The sequence below is a fragment of the Kiloniella laminariae DSM 19542 genome (assembly GCF_000374005.1).
Lineage (GTDB): Bacteria > Pseudomonadota > Alphaproteobacteria > Kiloniellales > Kiloniellaceae > Kiloniella > Kiloniella laminariae.
Genome location: NZ_KB893167.1, coordinates 205,279 through 218,716, shown reverse-complemented (window position 1 = coordinate 218,716; position 13,438 = coordinate 205,279). Strand labels below are relative to the sequence as shown.

Below are 13,438 nucleotides of genomic sequence, written 5' to 3'. Positions count from 1 at the left end.
GAAAATATACAGTTTGATCGAATATAAAATATTTTGTATGTTCACTTTATGTTCTCAATCATTTCTGATTCAAAAAAAACACTTCCGTTCTTTACATCTGTATCGGCAGGTTTCCCCTCGCCGGCAGCAGACCATATGGAATGTGCACTGGATTTAAATGACTATTTGATCGAGCGCCCAGCAGCCAGCTTTTTTGTCAGAGTAAGCGGGCATTCCATGACAGAGGCAGGTATTTATGACGGGGATATACTGGTCGTAGACCGCAGCATCAAACCAGCACACAAACAGATTGTTCTTGCTGTGATCGATGGGGATTTCACTGTCAAATACCTGATGGAAGAAAATAACCGCTGGGCACTTGTCCCTGCGCACAAGGACTATGAACCGATCCAGTTAACCCACCGCACAGATTGCCAGATCTGGGGAACAGCTGTTGGCGTAATCCGGCGCCTGGTTCCATGAACAAACCAATTTTTGCTTTGGTTGACTGCAATAATTTTTACGCCTCCTGCGAACGTCTTTTCAAACCCTGGCTCGCAGATAAACCGATTGTTGTTCTCAGCAACAACGACGGCTGCCTCATTTCCCGCTCTGATGAAGCCAAGGCCCTGGGGATTCCCATGGGCGCTCCCTACTTCAAAATCAAACCGATGATAGAGACATCCGGGGTTCGGGTCTTTTCGTCCAACTATCCCCTATACGGAAACATCTCCGAACGTGTACAGGATCTGCTCGAAGAAGTCTGCCCACAGGTGGAACCCTACTCCATAGATGAATGGTTTATCTCTTTACCTGACTTGCCGGAAAGCGATCTTGAAACCTTTGCCCGTGACCTGCGGGTCAAGATTCTCACCTCGACAGGCATGCCTGTCTCCATTGGTATCGGGGAGAGCAAAACTCTCGCCAAACTGGCCAACCAGCTGGCAAAGAAGACTCCCGAAACGGGGGGGACCCTGAATCTGAGACCTCCTGATAGAAAACAATCTGCTCTGGAGAAAACCGATGTACGATATCTATGGGGAATTGGCTCTCGCTCTGCTCAGAAGTTGGAAGAATTTGCTGTCCAAACGGCACAGGATTTTTACAATCTCCCTCCTGCTCTGGTTCGAAAAGCGATGGGGGTGACAGGTCTGCGTATTCATCAGGAGCTTCGGGGTATAGCTTGTATACAGCTGGATGATTACCCTGAGGATCGAAAAAGTGTCCTGGTTTCCCGGTCTTTTGGTTCTCTCGTCACAAAGCGTGAAGAACTTGACGAGGCCGTAAGTGTGTTCTGTAAGCTTGCCAGCCAGAAACTCCTTCGGGGGAAGATGCTTTGCCGAACCGTCTCGGTTTTTCTGCGCACAAACCGGCATAAACCGGATGCTCCACAGTATCGCCCGAATATCGTTATGGGCTTGCCAACTGCCAACAGAAGCACAGGTGAGATTACCAAAGCAGCGCTGGCAGGTATCAGGGAGATATACAGAGAGGGTTACTCTTATAAAAAAGCAGGACTTTTTCTTCTTGATCTCGAAAATGAAAAATCAGTACAAAACAGTCTATTCTCCCCCCAGGATCAAAAATCAGAAAAGCTGTCCTGCGCTCTCGACCTTATCGACAGGGATTTTGGGAATGCCGCCATACACTATGGCACCCGAGACCATTATGACTGCTGGAAAATGAACCAGAATTTAAGATCACAAGGCTATACAACACAATGGTCTGGCCTGTTACAGGTTAAAGGCTAAAACGGTGTAGGTCAGTTGATTGTTCTCAACTTATTTGTATTGAAAGGAACCAGATGGAGACCCAGAAAAGTATATGTCTTTGGGCAGAGGAAACATTTGGCCCTGTAGACGATCCCGTCAAGCTCGTCACCAGAGCCATGCAGGAGATGACCGAATTACTTGAGGCGGTCAAAACTGGTGACAAAAGCGAAATCGGCAAGGAAACAGCTGATGTTGTCATCCTTTTGAAGAGGTTGCTTGCGCAGTATGACCTCACATTTTCAGAAGAGATCAACAGAAAAATGGCGACAAACCGGGCACGAAAATGGCGAGCTGCAGGAGATGGTACAGGAAAACATATTCCTGATATTTGAGTTTCTGCTTTTGGTCAAATTAGGGCACAAAATAAAGAAAGGGAGGCCGAAGCCTCCCTTTCCAATAACGTGAACGTCTGGTCTGGCAGGCTTAGAAGCCCATGCCACCCATGCCGCCCATACCACCCATGCCGCCCATATCAGGCATTGCAGGAGCGCCTTTGTCTTCTGGCTTGTCAGCAACCATTGCTTCGGTTGTGATCATCAGGCCAGAAACAGAACCTGCGTCCTGAAGGGCTGTACGAACAACTTTAACCGGATCAATGATACCTGCTTTGAAGAGGTTCAGGTATTCGCCAGTCTGGGCATCGAAACCGAAGCCAGCTTCTGTGCTTTCAGATACTTTACCAACAACGATGGAGCCTTCGAAGCCAGCGTTTTCAGCAATCTGACGGATTGGAGCTTCAAGTGCACGACGAACAACGTTGATACCAACGTTCTGATCGTTGTTTGCACCTTTAAGGTCGGCAAGAGCTTTAACTGCATTGAGCAGAGCAACACCACCACCGGCAACAATACCTTCTTCAACAGCAGCACGTGTTGCGTTCATGGCATCTTCAACGCGGTCTTTGCGTTCTTTAACTTCCATTTCGGTTGCACCGCCAACACGAAGAATAGCAACACCGCCAGCCAGTTTAGCCAGACGCTCCTGCAATTTCTCACGGTCGTAGTCAGAAGAAGTCTCTTCAGCCTGTGCACGGATCTGGTTACAACGACCTTCGATCTGATCACGATCACCAGCACCATCAACAATGATGGTGTCTTCTTTGGTGATGTTCACACGCTTGGCAGTACCGAGCATATCGAGGGTAACGTTTTCCAGTTTGATGCCGAGGTCTTCAGAAACCACTGTACCACCAGTCAGGATCGCGATGTCTTCAAGCATTGCTTTACGACGATCACCAAAACCTGGAGCCTTAACAGCAGCAATTTTCAGACCGCCACGCAGTTTGTTAACAACCAGAGTTGCAAGCGCTTCGCCTTCCACGTCTTCTGAGATGATCAACAGAGGACGGCTGGACTGTACAGCAGCTTCAAGAAGCGGCAGCATGGACTGAAGGTTGGAGAGTTTTTTCTCGTGCAGCAGAATGTATGGGTTTTCCAGTTCGGCAACCATTTTCTCTGCATTGGTTACGAAGTATGGAGAAAGGTAACCACGGTCGAACTGCATACCTTCAACAACGTCAAGTTCAGTTGCCAGAGATTTTGCTTCTTCAACAGTGATAACGCCTTCTTTACCAACGCGCTCCATAGCTTCAGCGATCATATCGCCAATTTCTTTTTCGCCGTTAGCAGAGATAGTGCCAACCTGTGCAACTTCAGCAGTTGTAGAAATCTGTTTGGCATTGCTCTTAAGGTGAGCAACGGCTGTCTCAACAGCCAGATCCATACCACGCTTAACGTCCATTGGGTTCATGCCAGCAGCAACAGCTTTTGCACCTTCGCGAACCAGACCCTGGGTCAGAACGGTTGCAGTTGTTGTACCGTCACCAGCAACATCGTTGGTTTTGGAAGCAACTTCACGAACCATCTGTGCGCCCATGTTCTCGAACTTATCAGAAAGTTCGATTTCCTTGGCAACAGAAACACCGTCTTTGGTGATACGTGGAGCGCCGAAAGACTTGTCGAGAACAACGTTACGGCCTTTTGGACCGAGGGTAACTTTTACAGCGTTAGCGAGGATATCAACGCCGCGCAGCATCTTGTCGCGTGCGTCAGTACCAAATTTTACTTCTTTAGCAGCCATAATATTCTATTCCTTAAACTCGGATCCAGATTTACTGAAGGATGCCCATAATGTCGGACTCACGCATGATCAGCAGTGTTTTGCCGCCAAGCTTGACTTCGGTACCGGACCATTTTCCATAAAGGACGGTGTCGCCCTCTTTAACGTCGAGTGGAACAACTTTACCATCTTCGCCACGAGAGCCAGTACCAACGGCAGTTACTTTACCCTGCATTGGTTTTTCTTTTGCAGTGTCAGGAATGATGATGCCGCCGGAAGTTTTTTCTTCCTGGTCCAGTGGCTCAACTACGACACGATCGTGAAGAGGCTTAAAGTTCATGGATTAGCTCCATCCAGAGTGGGATTAAAATTGAATTTCGGACACACAACAGCGAGAGTTTTTTTAATTGTTAGCACTCTCGCTTGATGAGTGCTAACAGCGATATAGGATGAGGGGTGCCGGATGTCAACTCGAGACATAAAAAAACATCTCAAAAAATGGAAAATCCGGCTTATTCCTTGCCCAGATGCGGAATACGGAACTTACTTTCAAACTTGTCCATCTCTGCCTGGGAAATTGAAAGAGATATCCTCACCCCCTCTTCATGATGCTCCTGTTCCAGAACCTCACCATGTTCATGAAGCCAGGAAAGGGCAGCGCCATTCTGATAGGAAATATCGAATTCAACCACCTGATCCTGCGTTTGCAGGATCTCGTCAATCTTGAGCAGAAGTTCAGAACACCCCTGTCCAGTTACCGCCGAACAGAGCATTGTCAGTTCGTTATGCTCGGCCTGTATGCCCAGAGCGATCCTGGCTTCTTCCGAAAGAAGATCCGATTTGTTCCAGATTTCAAGCATGGAATCCTGAATTTCGGAATCCAAATCCAGTCCGGTTAAAACAGCTTTGACATCATCCTTCTGCGCCTCGGTATCCTCATGCGACATATCCCTGACATGAATAAGGATGTTCGCTTCACGCACCTCTTCAAGGGTCGCCCTGAAAGAAGCAATAAGAGTTGTCGGAAGCTCCGAGATAAACCCGACCGTATCCGAGAGAATGATCTCCTTGCCCGAGGGTAGAGTTACCCGCCGCATGGTTGGATCCAGCGTGGCAAAAAGCAAATCCTGGGCAAAGACATCCGAGTTCGTCAAACGGTTAAACAGAGTAGATTTCCCCGCGTTGGTATAACCAACAAGAGAAACGACGGGACAGGAAACCTTTTTCCGGGCGGAACGGTGCAGTTCACGGGTTTTTTTGACAAGTTCAAGGTCTGCCTTCAGACGAATGATTTTCTCGTCAATCAAGCGGCGGTCAATCTCGATCTGCCGTTCACCCGGCCCGCCCATGAAACCTGCTCCCCCACGTTGCCGTTCAAGGTGGGTCCAGGAGCGAACAAGCCGGGAACGCTGATAGCTCAACTGGGCAAGATCAACCTGCAGCTTGCCTTCCTTGGTTCTGGCCCTTTCGCCAAAAATCTCGAGAATAAGGCCAGTTCTGTCTATAACCTTGGCATGCCAGGCACGCTCCAGATTTCTTTGCTGGGCTGGCGTAAGAGAGGTATCGACGATAACAACCTCGATTTCCTCTGTCTTGATAAAGTCATGGAACTTTTCAATGACCCCGGACCCCAATAGCGTTGCAGGTTTGGGGCGGGCGACAGCTACGACCTCCTGCAGCCGAATATCAAGGTCAATTGCCAAGGCAAGACCATAGGCCTCTTCAAGACGCGCTTCCGCAGACCGTGAAGATTTACGCCCCTTTTTGAGCTCGGGGTGAAGCACAATGGCGCGGACCCTTGTATCACGGTCCACGCCATCATCATTTTGCTGAGAAGCCATCTATATTTCAACCAACCCCTGATGGGTCAAGATGCGGCTCCAGCTTCTTCTTCTTTAACAGGGTCAAAGAGCTGAACTGGTGTCGCAGGCATGATTGTGGAAATTGCGTGTTTGTATACGAGCTGCGCATGCGCATCACGTCGTAGCAAAACCGAGAAGTTGTCAAACCAGGAAATAATACCTTGTAATTTGACACCATTGACCAAAAAGACCGTTACCGGGACTTTGTTTTTGCGAATCGTATTCAGGAAAACATCCTGTACGTTCTGTGATTTTTCCGCGGCCATCGCGTGTAATCCCCTTTTGTTTTTTTCTTGGGTGTTTTTATTGGTTTGTCTTGTTAGCTTTTGGGGTTATGCCCACCAAAGACAGGCATGTGAGATTCTTTAGCATTCTAGCAGGGAATTACAACCCCCCATCGTCAATCACCGAAGAAAAGGCGCAAACGATTCACAGAAGTAACTCTTTGAGTTCATCACAAGAAGAAACATACTGTGACGGGGCATGCCCCAGGAACTCTCCGACAGCCGGGGGCTCAGGCCGTACCAGAACCGGATAACACTGGGCATTATGTGCGCAGATCAGATCAATATCTGTATCTCCAACAAACCACACATCCTTGCCGGCAGAAAGGCCGCTTTCTTTCAGGGCAAGCTCAACAACATAGGGGTCCGGTTTGTCTTTTGGGGCATCTGTAGCACCAATCAACTGACCAAAGAGACTACTCCAGCCAAGATGTTCGGCTTCTTTTCTCAAAATACGTCCCTGTTTGTTACTGACAACCGCGAGATATATTCCCTTTACACGCGCCAGATCCAGTAACTCCCTTGCGCCGCTCAGCGGCGTAAGAACGTCGAGATGACTTGCCTCATAGGTGTTATAGAAAATTCGGGTCGCAACTTCTGTATCCTTGCCAAAAATTGCCGGGAAACTGTCTCTGGCCGATGCCCGGACCCGGTCTTTTGCTTCATCGAGGCTCCAGGGTGTCATCCCCATTTCCTGAAAAGTCACAGACAGTGCGTGATGAATGATCACCCAGCTGTCAATCAGGGTGTTATCCCAGTCAAAAATCATCGCCTTGGGTAAAATATGAGTCATCGCAACAATATATCTTTCAAATACGTATCTGATCTGCAGCCGTAAATTACTTTTAAATCAGAAAATTCAGGCACAAATTGGGCTGAAGCCGACCTTCCCCAAAAAAGTACGCTTTAGAAAAACTCCAGCTTAACAGCAAAGAGTTTTTCAATTTTCTTCACGTCTTCGGCCGAAGAGAAGATCACCACCAGATCCTGGGACCGAACGACGGTCTCTCCACGAGGTATAATGACTTCCCCATCTCGGACAATCGCCCCGACAATCACGCCAGAGGGCAATTTGGCATCCCGCAAAGGAACGCCGACCAAACTGGAAGTCTCAAGTGCTTCGGCCTCAATCACCTCGCCAAACCCGTCCGCAATCGTGTGAACAGAACGAATACGCCCCCGCCGAACATGCTGGAGAATATTTGAAACAGTAATGCTGCGTGGATTGACGACCGTATCAATTCCCAGAGTACTGATGAGGGGTGTATAGGATGTTGTATTGATCAGGGTTACCGCCCGGCGACAGCCATGTCTTTTGGCCAGCAGAGATGTCAGGATATTGACTTCATCATCGTTAGTAACAGCAACAATGGTTTCCGTGGTCGATATATTTACCTCATTAAGTATTTCTGCATCCAGCGAGTCCCCGTGTATGACCACGGTTTTTTTCAAGGATCGCGCAACAAATTCAGCACGTTTTTTATCAAGCTCGATAAGCTTGAGTTTCACCTGGGGGTGTTTTTCTTCCATCGTCTTGGCAAGGTAAAGCCCGATGTTGCCTCCACCAATAATGACCACACGTCTGGCCTCAGTCTCGGAATGTCCAAAAGCATCCATCGTCCGGTTCAGATGCGCATGATCCAGCACAAGATAGATGTCATCCCCAGGACGCAATTCATCATCTGGTGTTGGTACAAACCCCCTGCCCTGCCGAGATATTCCAACCACAACAACATTGAGGGTCGGGAACAGTTCGGTCAGTTGTCGTAGCGGCGTATGAATAATCGGTGTTTCTTCAGTACAGTGAACTCCGATCAGGCTTACCTTCCCGTCCGCCAGCGGGTAAACATCAAAAGCCCCCGGAATTTGCAACCGGCGCTCTATCGCTTCTGCAACTTCAATTTCAGGCGAAATAATCACATCAATCGGCATATGGTCGCGGGTAAAGAGATCAGACCACAGCGGATCGAGATAGTTTTGTTCGCGAATACGGGCAATCTTGGTCGGAACGTCGAAAAGCGAATGGCAAATCTGGCAGGCAACCATGTTCACCTCGTCAGCGTGTGTCACAGCGATAATCATGTCCGCGTCAGAGGCACCGGCTTTTTCAAGAATATTCGGGTGCGAAGCAAAACCGAGAACACCTTTGACATCAAGAGAGTCCGTGATCTTGTCGATCAGAGCCGGATCGCGATCAATAACAGTGATGTCGGCGTTCTCACTGGCAAGATAGCGGGCAATATTAAACCCGACCTGGCCAGCGCCACAAATCACAACTTTCATAACGGGTTCCTAACTTCCTGGATCAGATCAACCACGGTCTGTCGAGATACCGAGAGTCCGGAGTTTGCGATGGAGTGCGGATCGTTCCATACCAATAAAGGTAGATGTTTTCGAGATATTTCCACCAAATCTGAGTATCTGGGCTTCAAGATAGCGCTTTTCGAAAAGTTCGCGCGCGTCCCTTAAAGACAGCGACATCAGATCTTCTTGTCCTGCCTCACCTGAACGAACAGAAGGTGAAATTGATCCTATATCAGGCGGCATCATATCAGCAGAGATTGTGCTGCCACCCTCGCCCGGTGCCATGATCAGCAACCAGTCAATGACATTGCGCAGTTGCCGCACATTCCCTGGCCAGTCATAAGCCTGAAGCGACGTCATGGCATCCTGGGCCAGGGGGCGGGATGCCATGCCATTGGTCTGGGCGGCAAGATCCATGAAATACTCAACGAGCAAGGGAATATCCTCCCGCCGCTCCTTTAGAGCAGGAATATTAAGAGGAACGACATTCAATCGATAGAAAAGATCTTCTCTGAATTGACCTGCCGCAATCATGGCCTGAAGATCCTTGTTTGTCGCAGCAATTACCCGAACATCAACTTCGACCAGAACATCCCCCCCCACCCTGGAAAAGGCCTGCTCCTGCAGAACACGAACAATCTTCCCCTGGGTTTCAAGCGGCATATCAGCCACCTCATCCAGCAGAAGGGTTCCTCCATGGGCCTGTTCAAAGGTACCAACGTGAATGGATACCTCGCCGCTTTCTCCCTTGATTTCAGTACCAAAGAGTTCGCTTTCCAGCCGGTCCGGATGCATGGTTGCACAATTCAGGGCAACAAAAGGGCCACTTCCCCGTTTGGACTGCTGGTGCAACTGTCGTGCAACCACTTCTTTTCCTGCTCCTGCCGGGCCTGTGATCAGCACGCGGCTGCCGGTCGGTGCCACTTTATCCAGAGCCTGCTGCAGGTGCTGGACCGGAACTGAAGTCCCAATAAGGGAGGACTGGACCGCAGCCCGGACCTTCAAACGCTCATTCTCCCGGCGAAGATCGGATATTTCAAGCGCCCGATTGATGATCAGGAGCAAACGGTCAGACTTGAAGGGCTTTTCGACAAAATCATACGCCCCGATTTTGATCGCGCTCACGGCAGTCTCGATTGTCCCGTGACCGGACATCATAATCACAGGCAAATCCCGATAGTCATGCTTGATCGCCTCAAGAATGCCAATCCCGTCAAGCTCCGAATTGTTAAGCCAGATATCAAGGACAACAAGGCTGGGTTTCCGAGAGTGAATTGCATCTAGTGCTGTCTGGCTATTGGCGGCCTCACGAACTGAATAGCCCTCATCTTCCAGGATGCCTCTAAGGGCCATCCTGATATCTGCTTCATCATCGACGATCAGAATGTCACGTGCCATGAATTGTCTACTGCTCAGAAGTTAAAACAAGAGTGAACGAGCGCTACGCTTTATCAGGGAAAATCAGTTGTACCCGGGCACCAATCACCTTGCCATTTTGATCGAAATTATCATCAAGAACAAGGTAGCCTCCGTGGTCCTCCATAATTTTCTTCACAATTGCCAGTCCTAACCCTGTTCCCTTCACTCTATTGGTAACATAAGGTTCGGTCAGCTGCTCTCTGTTGCCTGCAGGAAGTCCTTTTCCGGTATCAGCGATGGTGATGGTGGTTCGGTTTTCACTTTGGTGCAAGGTCAAAGAAATCACCGCCGAGTCATCAGCAGGATTCTCTTCTATTTTTCCTTCGATAGATTCAGCTGCATTCAACAACAGGTTCGTCAATGCCCGGTTGACCTGTTCCGGATCACATGAATGGATAATCTCCTGATCAGGAAGATTGGTTTCATAACGAATAGAACTCTGGGATGTATCATGGAGGAAAACAGCTTCCTTCATCATCTTGGTCAGGCTGGTATCTGTCATTACCGGCACAGGCATTCTCGCAAAGGAAGAAAATTCGCTGACCATTCGACCAATATCCGTAACATGACGTACGATCGTATCGGTGCAAAGGATGAAAGTCTCCTTGTCGCTTTCAATTTCCTTCAGATACTTGCGCTTTAACCGCTCTGCCGAAAGCTGTATCGGGGTCAACGGATTTTTAATTTCATGCGCAATACGCCGCGCAACATCCGACCAGGCTGCTTTTCTCTGGGCAGAAACAAGTTCAGTAATGTCATCAAAAGTAATCACAAACCCGATGATTTCAAAATCATCGCCCAGTTCAGCGACAGTCCTGACAAGAAGCGTACGCTGGTTGCCATTTTCCTGGATATAGGGAAGATGCTTTTCCACAGGGCGCAAGGGACGATCCCGGGCTTCATTTACAAGTTCGGTTACTTCAGGCATGACAGCAGAAATTGGCTTGCCCCGAAGCTCTTCGATATGTTCCGCAAAAAAAGCAGAAGCAGAACGGTTTGGCAGAGTAATAACCCCCTCTACATTCAACCCGATAACCCCTGCGGTGACCCCTCCCAGAACCGCTTCGATAAAGCGCGTCCGTTCATCAAGCTGATTGTTCGCGCGCAAAAGCTCCTGCTGTTGGCGTTGTAACTCCCCGGTCATGAGATTAAAGGTGCGGGAAAGTTTCCCGATCTCATCATCAGTTTGGCTGGAGGTAACACGGGTCTCCAGATCGCCTTCTCTTACTTTTTCAGCCGCAGCGATCAGATTACCGATCGGAACCGACAGATTATTGGAAAAAGCCAGGCCAACCCAGACGGAAGCCAAAAGAATCATAAGAGCAACAATCGCGAAGATCAGTGCAAAAGTCAGCACAAAGCCCGAACGTTGCCCCTCAAGATCCGTATAGAGCGAAACCGCTTTTTTCGCTCTTTCGATATGCTTCAGGATGTTGGGGTCAATCAGACGTCCGACCAAAAGAAATGACCCGTCAAACCCTCCCAGATAAACCAGGGCCCGTACGCGGTCATCATTATCAGCAGAAAGAATAACCACCTCGCCATTAATGGCATTTTTAATAGCAAACTCAGGTATTTCCGGAGAAAAATTCAACATAAAGCTGAAGGCGGCCTTGCCTTGGACCTGGCCTGACTGGTCAAAAACAACCAGCTCTGTCAAATTAAGCTGGTTCGCCCGATCAGTAAGAAACTCATCAAAGAGTTCTTCATTTTGGGTCAGAGAATTCAACGACTGGCTGATGTCAATAGATACGGAAAGAGCATCCGCCGTTATCCCCTGCCGATGTTCCTGCAGATAAGATTCTGCAACAGCATAAGATTCTTTAACGGCTGTGCTTACCCTCTCATTGAACCAGCCCTGCAAGCCATATTCAAAAAATCCCACGGACACCACAGCAACAATGATGGTTGGGGTTACGGCAACAATACTGAAAAGACCAACAAGGCGGGAATGAAGTTTCGATCCAGCCAGCCCGCGTTTTCGTTCAATCCACAAAAGAACCAGCCTGCGCACAACAATCGCGATCAGACCCATCAGCAGAATGAAATCCATCGTGAGGAGGAACAGCAGGGATTTTGGATCAATGGCCTGGGATAAATCACCCGTAAGAGCTGAAAAGGTGGTTATCCCACTGATGCTTGCACTGATCAGCAGGACAACAGCAAGTTTACGCTCCAGCCCGACACGTTTGGCCCAGACAAGAAAGCGTGTCCAGAAACCCGGACGAGTTATCGCATCACTCCCGACGTCCTGCCGGGATTTGAGAGTTTGGTCTGCAGGACTGTCAGTAACCATTACCGCCCTCCTTTTATCAAGGGAACATCAAGCTCCTTGATTTTTTTACGGAGGGTATTTCTGTTTAGACCCAACAGTTTTGACGCCTGGATCTGGTTACTGTTTGTTGCAGATAATGATAATGATATCAAAGGCTTTTCTATCTCTTTCAAGATTCTGTCATAAAGACCGCTTGAAGGAAGTTCAGGGTAGTGGGCGGCAAAATATTCACTGAGATGACGCTCAACGGCCTCCCCCAGAGATTCATTAAAAGCCGGAGCCATTCTTTCCGTAGCCCCTTCCCTGTTTTCATTTTTTGAAATCAGGTTCAGCTCTGTTTCAACCACTTCACGAGTAATGGTATCCTGACTATAGAGCACCGTCAGGCGACGGACGATGTTTTCCAGTTCCCGGACATTCCCAGTCCAGTAATGATTTCTCAGAGCGGCCATCCCACTTTGATCAATTACTTTATTGGGAAGCCCTTCTTTCTCACAGAGCCGGAGGAAATGCGACACCAACTCGGGCACATCTTCGGACCTCTCGCGTAAAGGGGGCAGCCGCAAAGGCACAACACTCAAGCGATAATAAAGATCTTCACGGAACAATCCCTGCTTGACCATCTGTGTCAGATCTCTGTGTGTCGCCGTGATAATCCTGACATCAGCCTTTATCGCCGTCCGCCCTCCGACTGTCGTAAACTCATTTTCCTGTAAAACCCGGAGAAGCCTGGTCTGTGCCTCAAGCGGCATGTCACCGATCTCATCCAGAAACAGTGTCCCGCCAGCAGCCTGTTCAAACTTTCCGGAATACCGCGATGTCGCCCCCGTAAAAGCCCCTTTTTCGTGGCCAAACAGTTCACTCTCAATCAGTTCTTTGGGAATTGCCGCCATATTGATAGCGACGAAAGGACCGGATTTTCTTTTGCCATAATCATGTAATGCGCGGGAAATCAGCTCCTTACCCGTACCGGATTCACCCGTGACCATCACAGTTAGGTCCGTTGCCATCAGCCGGGCCATTACCCGGTAGATTTCCTGCATGGCGACAGAACGGCCAATCAGTGGCAAACGTTCTTCCGGCTCGGGCACCGGAGCTTTCTGGGGAATAGTCTCCTGTGGCTCGGAAAGAGCCCGGCGGACTGTTTGGGAAAGTTCCCTCAAGTCAAATGGCTTGGGCAGATATTCAAAAGCCCCGCGCTCCGTCGCCTTGACCGCAGTAAGCAGAGTATTTTGCGCTGACATGACAATAATACGCAGCTCGGGTCTGATCTTTTTTATTCTGGGGATCAGGTCCAGTCCGTTTTCGTCAGGCATCACCACATCGGTGATCACAAGATCCCCTTCGCCGCGGGCAACCCACTGCCATAGCGAAGATGCACTACTTGCGGCCTGAACACGATAACCCTCCCGGCCAAGTGCGTGTGTCAGTACCGTACGGATTGCTTGATCATCATCAGCGATGAGAATTGTCGCCTGTTTCATA

Annotated in this window: 12 protein-coding genes; 3 read left to right on the top strand and 9 right to left on the bottom strand. The window is 49.1% G+C overall.

Going from position 1 to position 13,438, the window contains the following annotated elements; translation table 11 throughout:
- The first annotated feature begins 48 nt into the window (after nucleotides 1-48).
- The 3 genes from B152_RS0117565 to B152_RS0117555 are packed head-to-tail and all read left to right on the top strand — an operon-like array spanning nucleotide 49 to nucleotide 2,083.
- Nucleotides 49-462, top strand: a complete 414-nt coding sequence (locus tag B152_RS0117565) for a LexA family protein (RefSeq protein WP_020593749.1) — start codon at nucleotides 49-51, stop codon at nucleotides 460-462.
- Nucleotides 459-1,730, top strand: a complete 1,272-nt coding sequence (locus tag B152_RS0117560; RefSeq protein WP_020593748.1) for a Y-family DNA polymerase — start codon at nucleotides 459-461, stop codon at nucleotides 1,728-1,730. The genes B152_RS0117565 and B152_RS0117560 overlap by 4 nt, the downstream gene beginning before the upstream one ends.
- A gap of 53 nt (nucleotides 1,731-1,783) precedes the next feature.
- A complete protein-coding gene (locus B152_RS0117555; RefSeq protein WP_020593747.1) occupies nucleotides 1,784-2,083 on the top strand; it encodes a MazG nucleotide pyrophosphohydrolase domain-containing protein in 300 nt (99 codons plus the stop codon).
- 91 nt (nucleotides 2,084-2,174) lie between these two features.
- Here the strand turns inward: B152_RS0117555 and groL are convergent, their stop codons facing one another.
- The 9 genes from groL to ntrC all read right to left on the bottom strand — a co-directional run bounded on the left by groL (nucleotide 2,175) and on the right by ntrC (nucleotide 13,437).
- Nucleotides 2,175-3,830, bottom strand: a complete 1,656-nt coding sequence (gene groL / locus B152_RS0117550; RefSeq protein WP_020593746.1) for a chaperonin GroEL — start codon at nucleotides 3,828-3,830, stop codon at nucleotides 2,175-2,177.
- Between the two features lie 31 nt (nucleotides 3,831-3,861).
- Nucleotides 3,862-4,149, bottom strand: a complete 288-nt coding sequence (gene groES / locus B152_RS0117545; protein WP_020593745.1) for a co-chaperone GroES — start codon at nucleotides 4,147-4,149, stop codon at nucleotides 3,862-3,864.
- Nucleotides 4,150-4,321: 172 nt separating this feature from the next.
- Entirely contained in the window at nucleotides 4,322-5,650 is a 1,329-nt protein-coding gene (hflX, locus tag B152_RS0117540; RefSeq protein WP_020593744.1) for a GTPase HflX, read from the bottom strand.
- Nucleotides 5,651-5,676: 26 nt separating this feature from the next.
- Nucleotides 5,677-5,937 carry an RNA chaperone Hfq gene (gene hfq / locus B152_RS0117535; RefSeq protein ID WP_020593743.1) on the bottom strand — a complete coding sequence of 87 codons (261 nt, stop codon included), beginning with the start codon at nucleotides 5,935-5,937 and terminating at the stop codon, nucleotides 5,677-5,679.
- Nucleotides 5,938-6,100: 163 nt separating this feature from the next.
- Nucleotides 6,101-6,748, bottom strand: coding sequence for an HAD family hydrolase (locus B152_RS0117530; RefSeq protein ID WP_020593742.1), 648 nt, complete (start codon nucleotides 6,746-6,748; stop codon nucleotides 6,101-6,103).
- A gap of 113 nt (nucleotides 6,749-6,861) precedes the next feature.
- Nucleotides 6,862-8,238 carry a Trk system potassium transporter TrkA gene (gene trkA, locus B152_RS0117525; protein WP_020593741.1) on the bottom strand — a complete coding sequence of 459 codons (1,377 nt, stop codon included), beginning with the start codon at nucleotides 8,236-8,238 and terminating at the stop codon, nucleotides 6,862-6,864.
- Between the two features lie 27 nt (nucleotides 8,239-8,265).
- The gene (gene ntrX / locus B152_RS0117520) at nucleotides 8,266-9,657 is read right to left on the bottom strand and encodes a nitrogen assimilation response regulator NtrX (RefSeq protein WP_020593740.1); all 1,392 of its coding nucleotides are present in this window, start codon (nucleotides 9,655-9,657) and stop codon (nucleotides 8,266-8,268) included.
- Between the two features lie 43 nt (nucleotides 9,658-9,700).
- Nucleotides 9,701-11,974, bottom strand: coding sequence for a sensor histidine kinase NtrY-like (locus B152_RS24220; protein ID WP_020593739.1), 2,274 nt, complete (start codon nucleotides 11,972-11,974; stop codon nucleotides 9,701-9,703).
- Nucleotides 11,974-13,437, bottom strand: coding sequence for a nitrogen regulation protein NR(I) (gene ntrC, locus B152_RS0117510; protein ID WP_020593738.1), 1,464 nt, complete (start codon nucleotides 13,435-13,437; stop codon nucleotides 11,974-11,976). The genes B152_RS24220 and ntrC overlap by 1 nt, the downstream gene beginning before the upstream one ends.
- Between the last annotated feature and the right edge of the window lies 1 nt (nucleotide 13,438).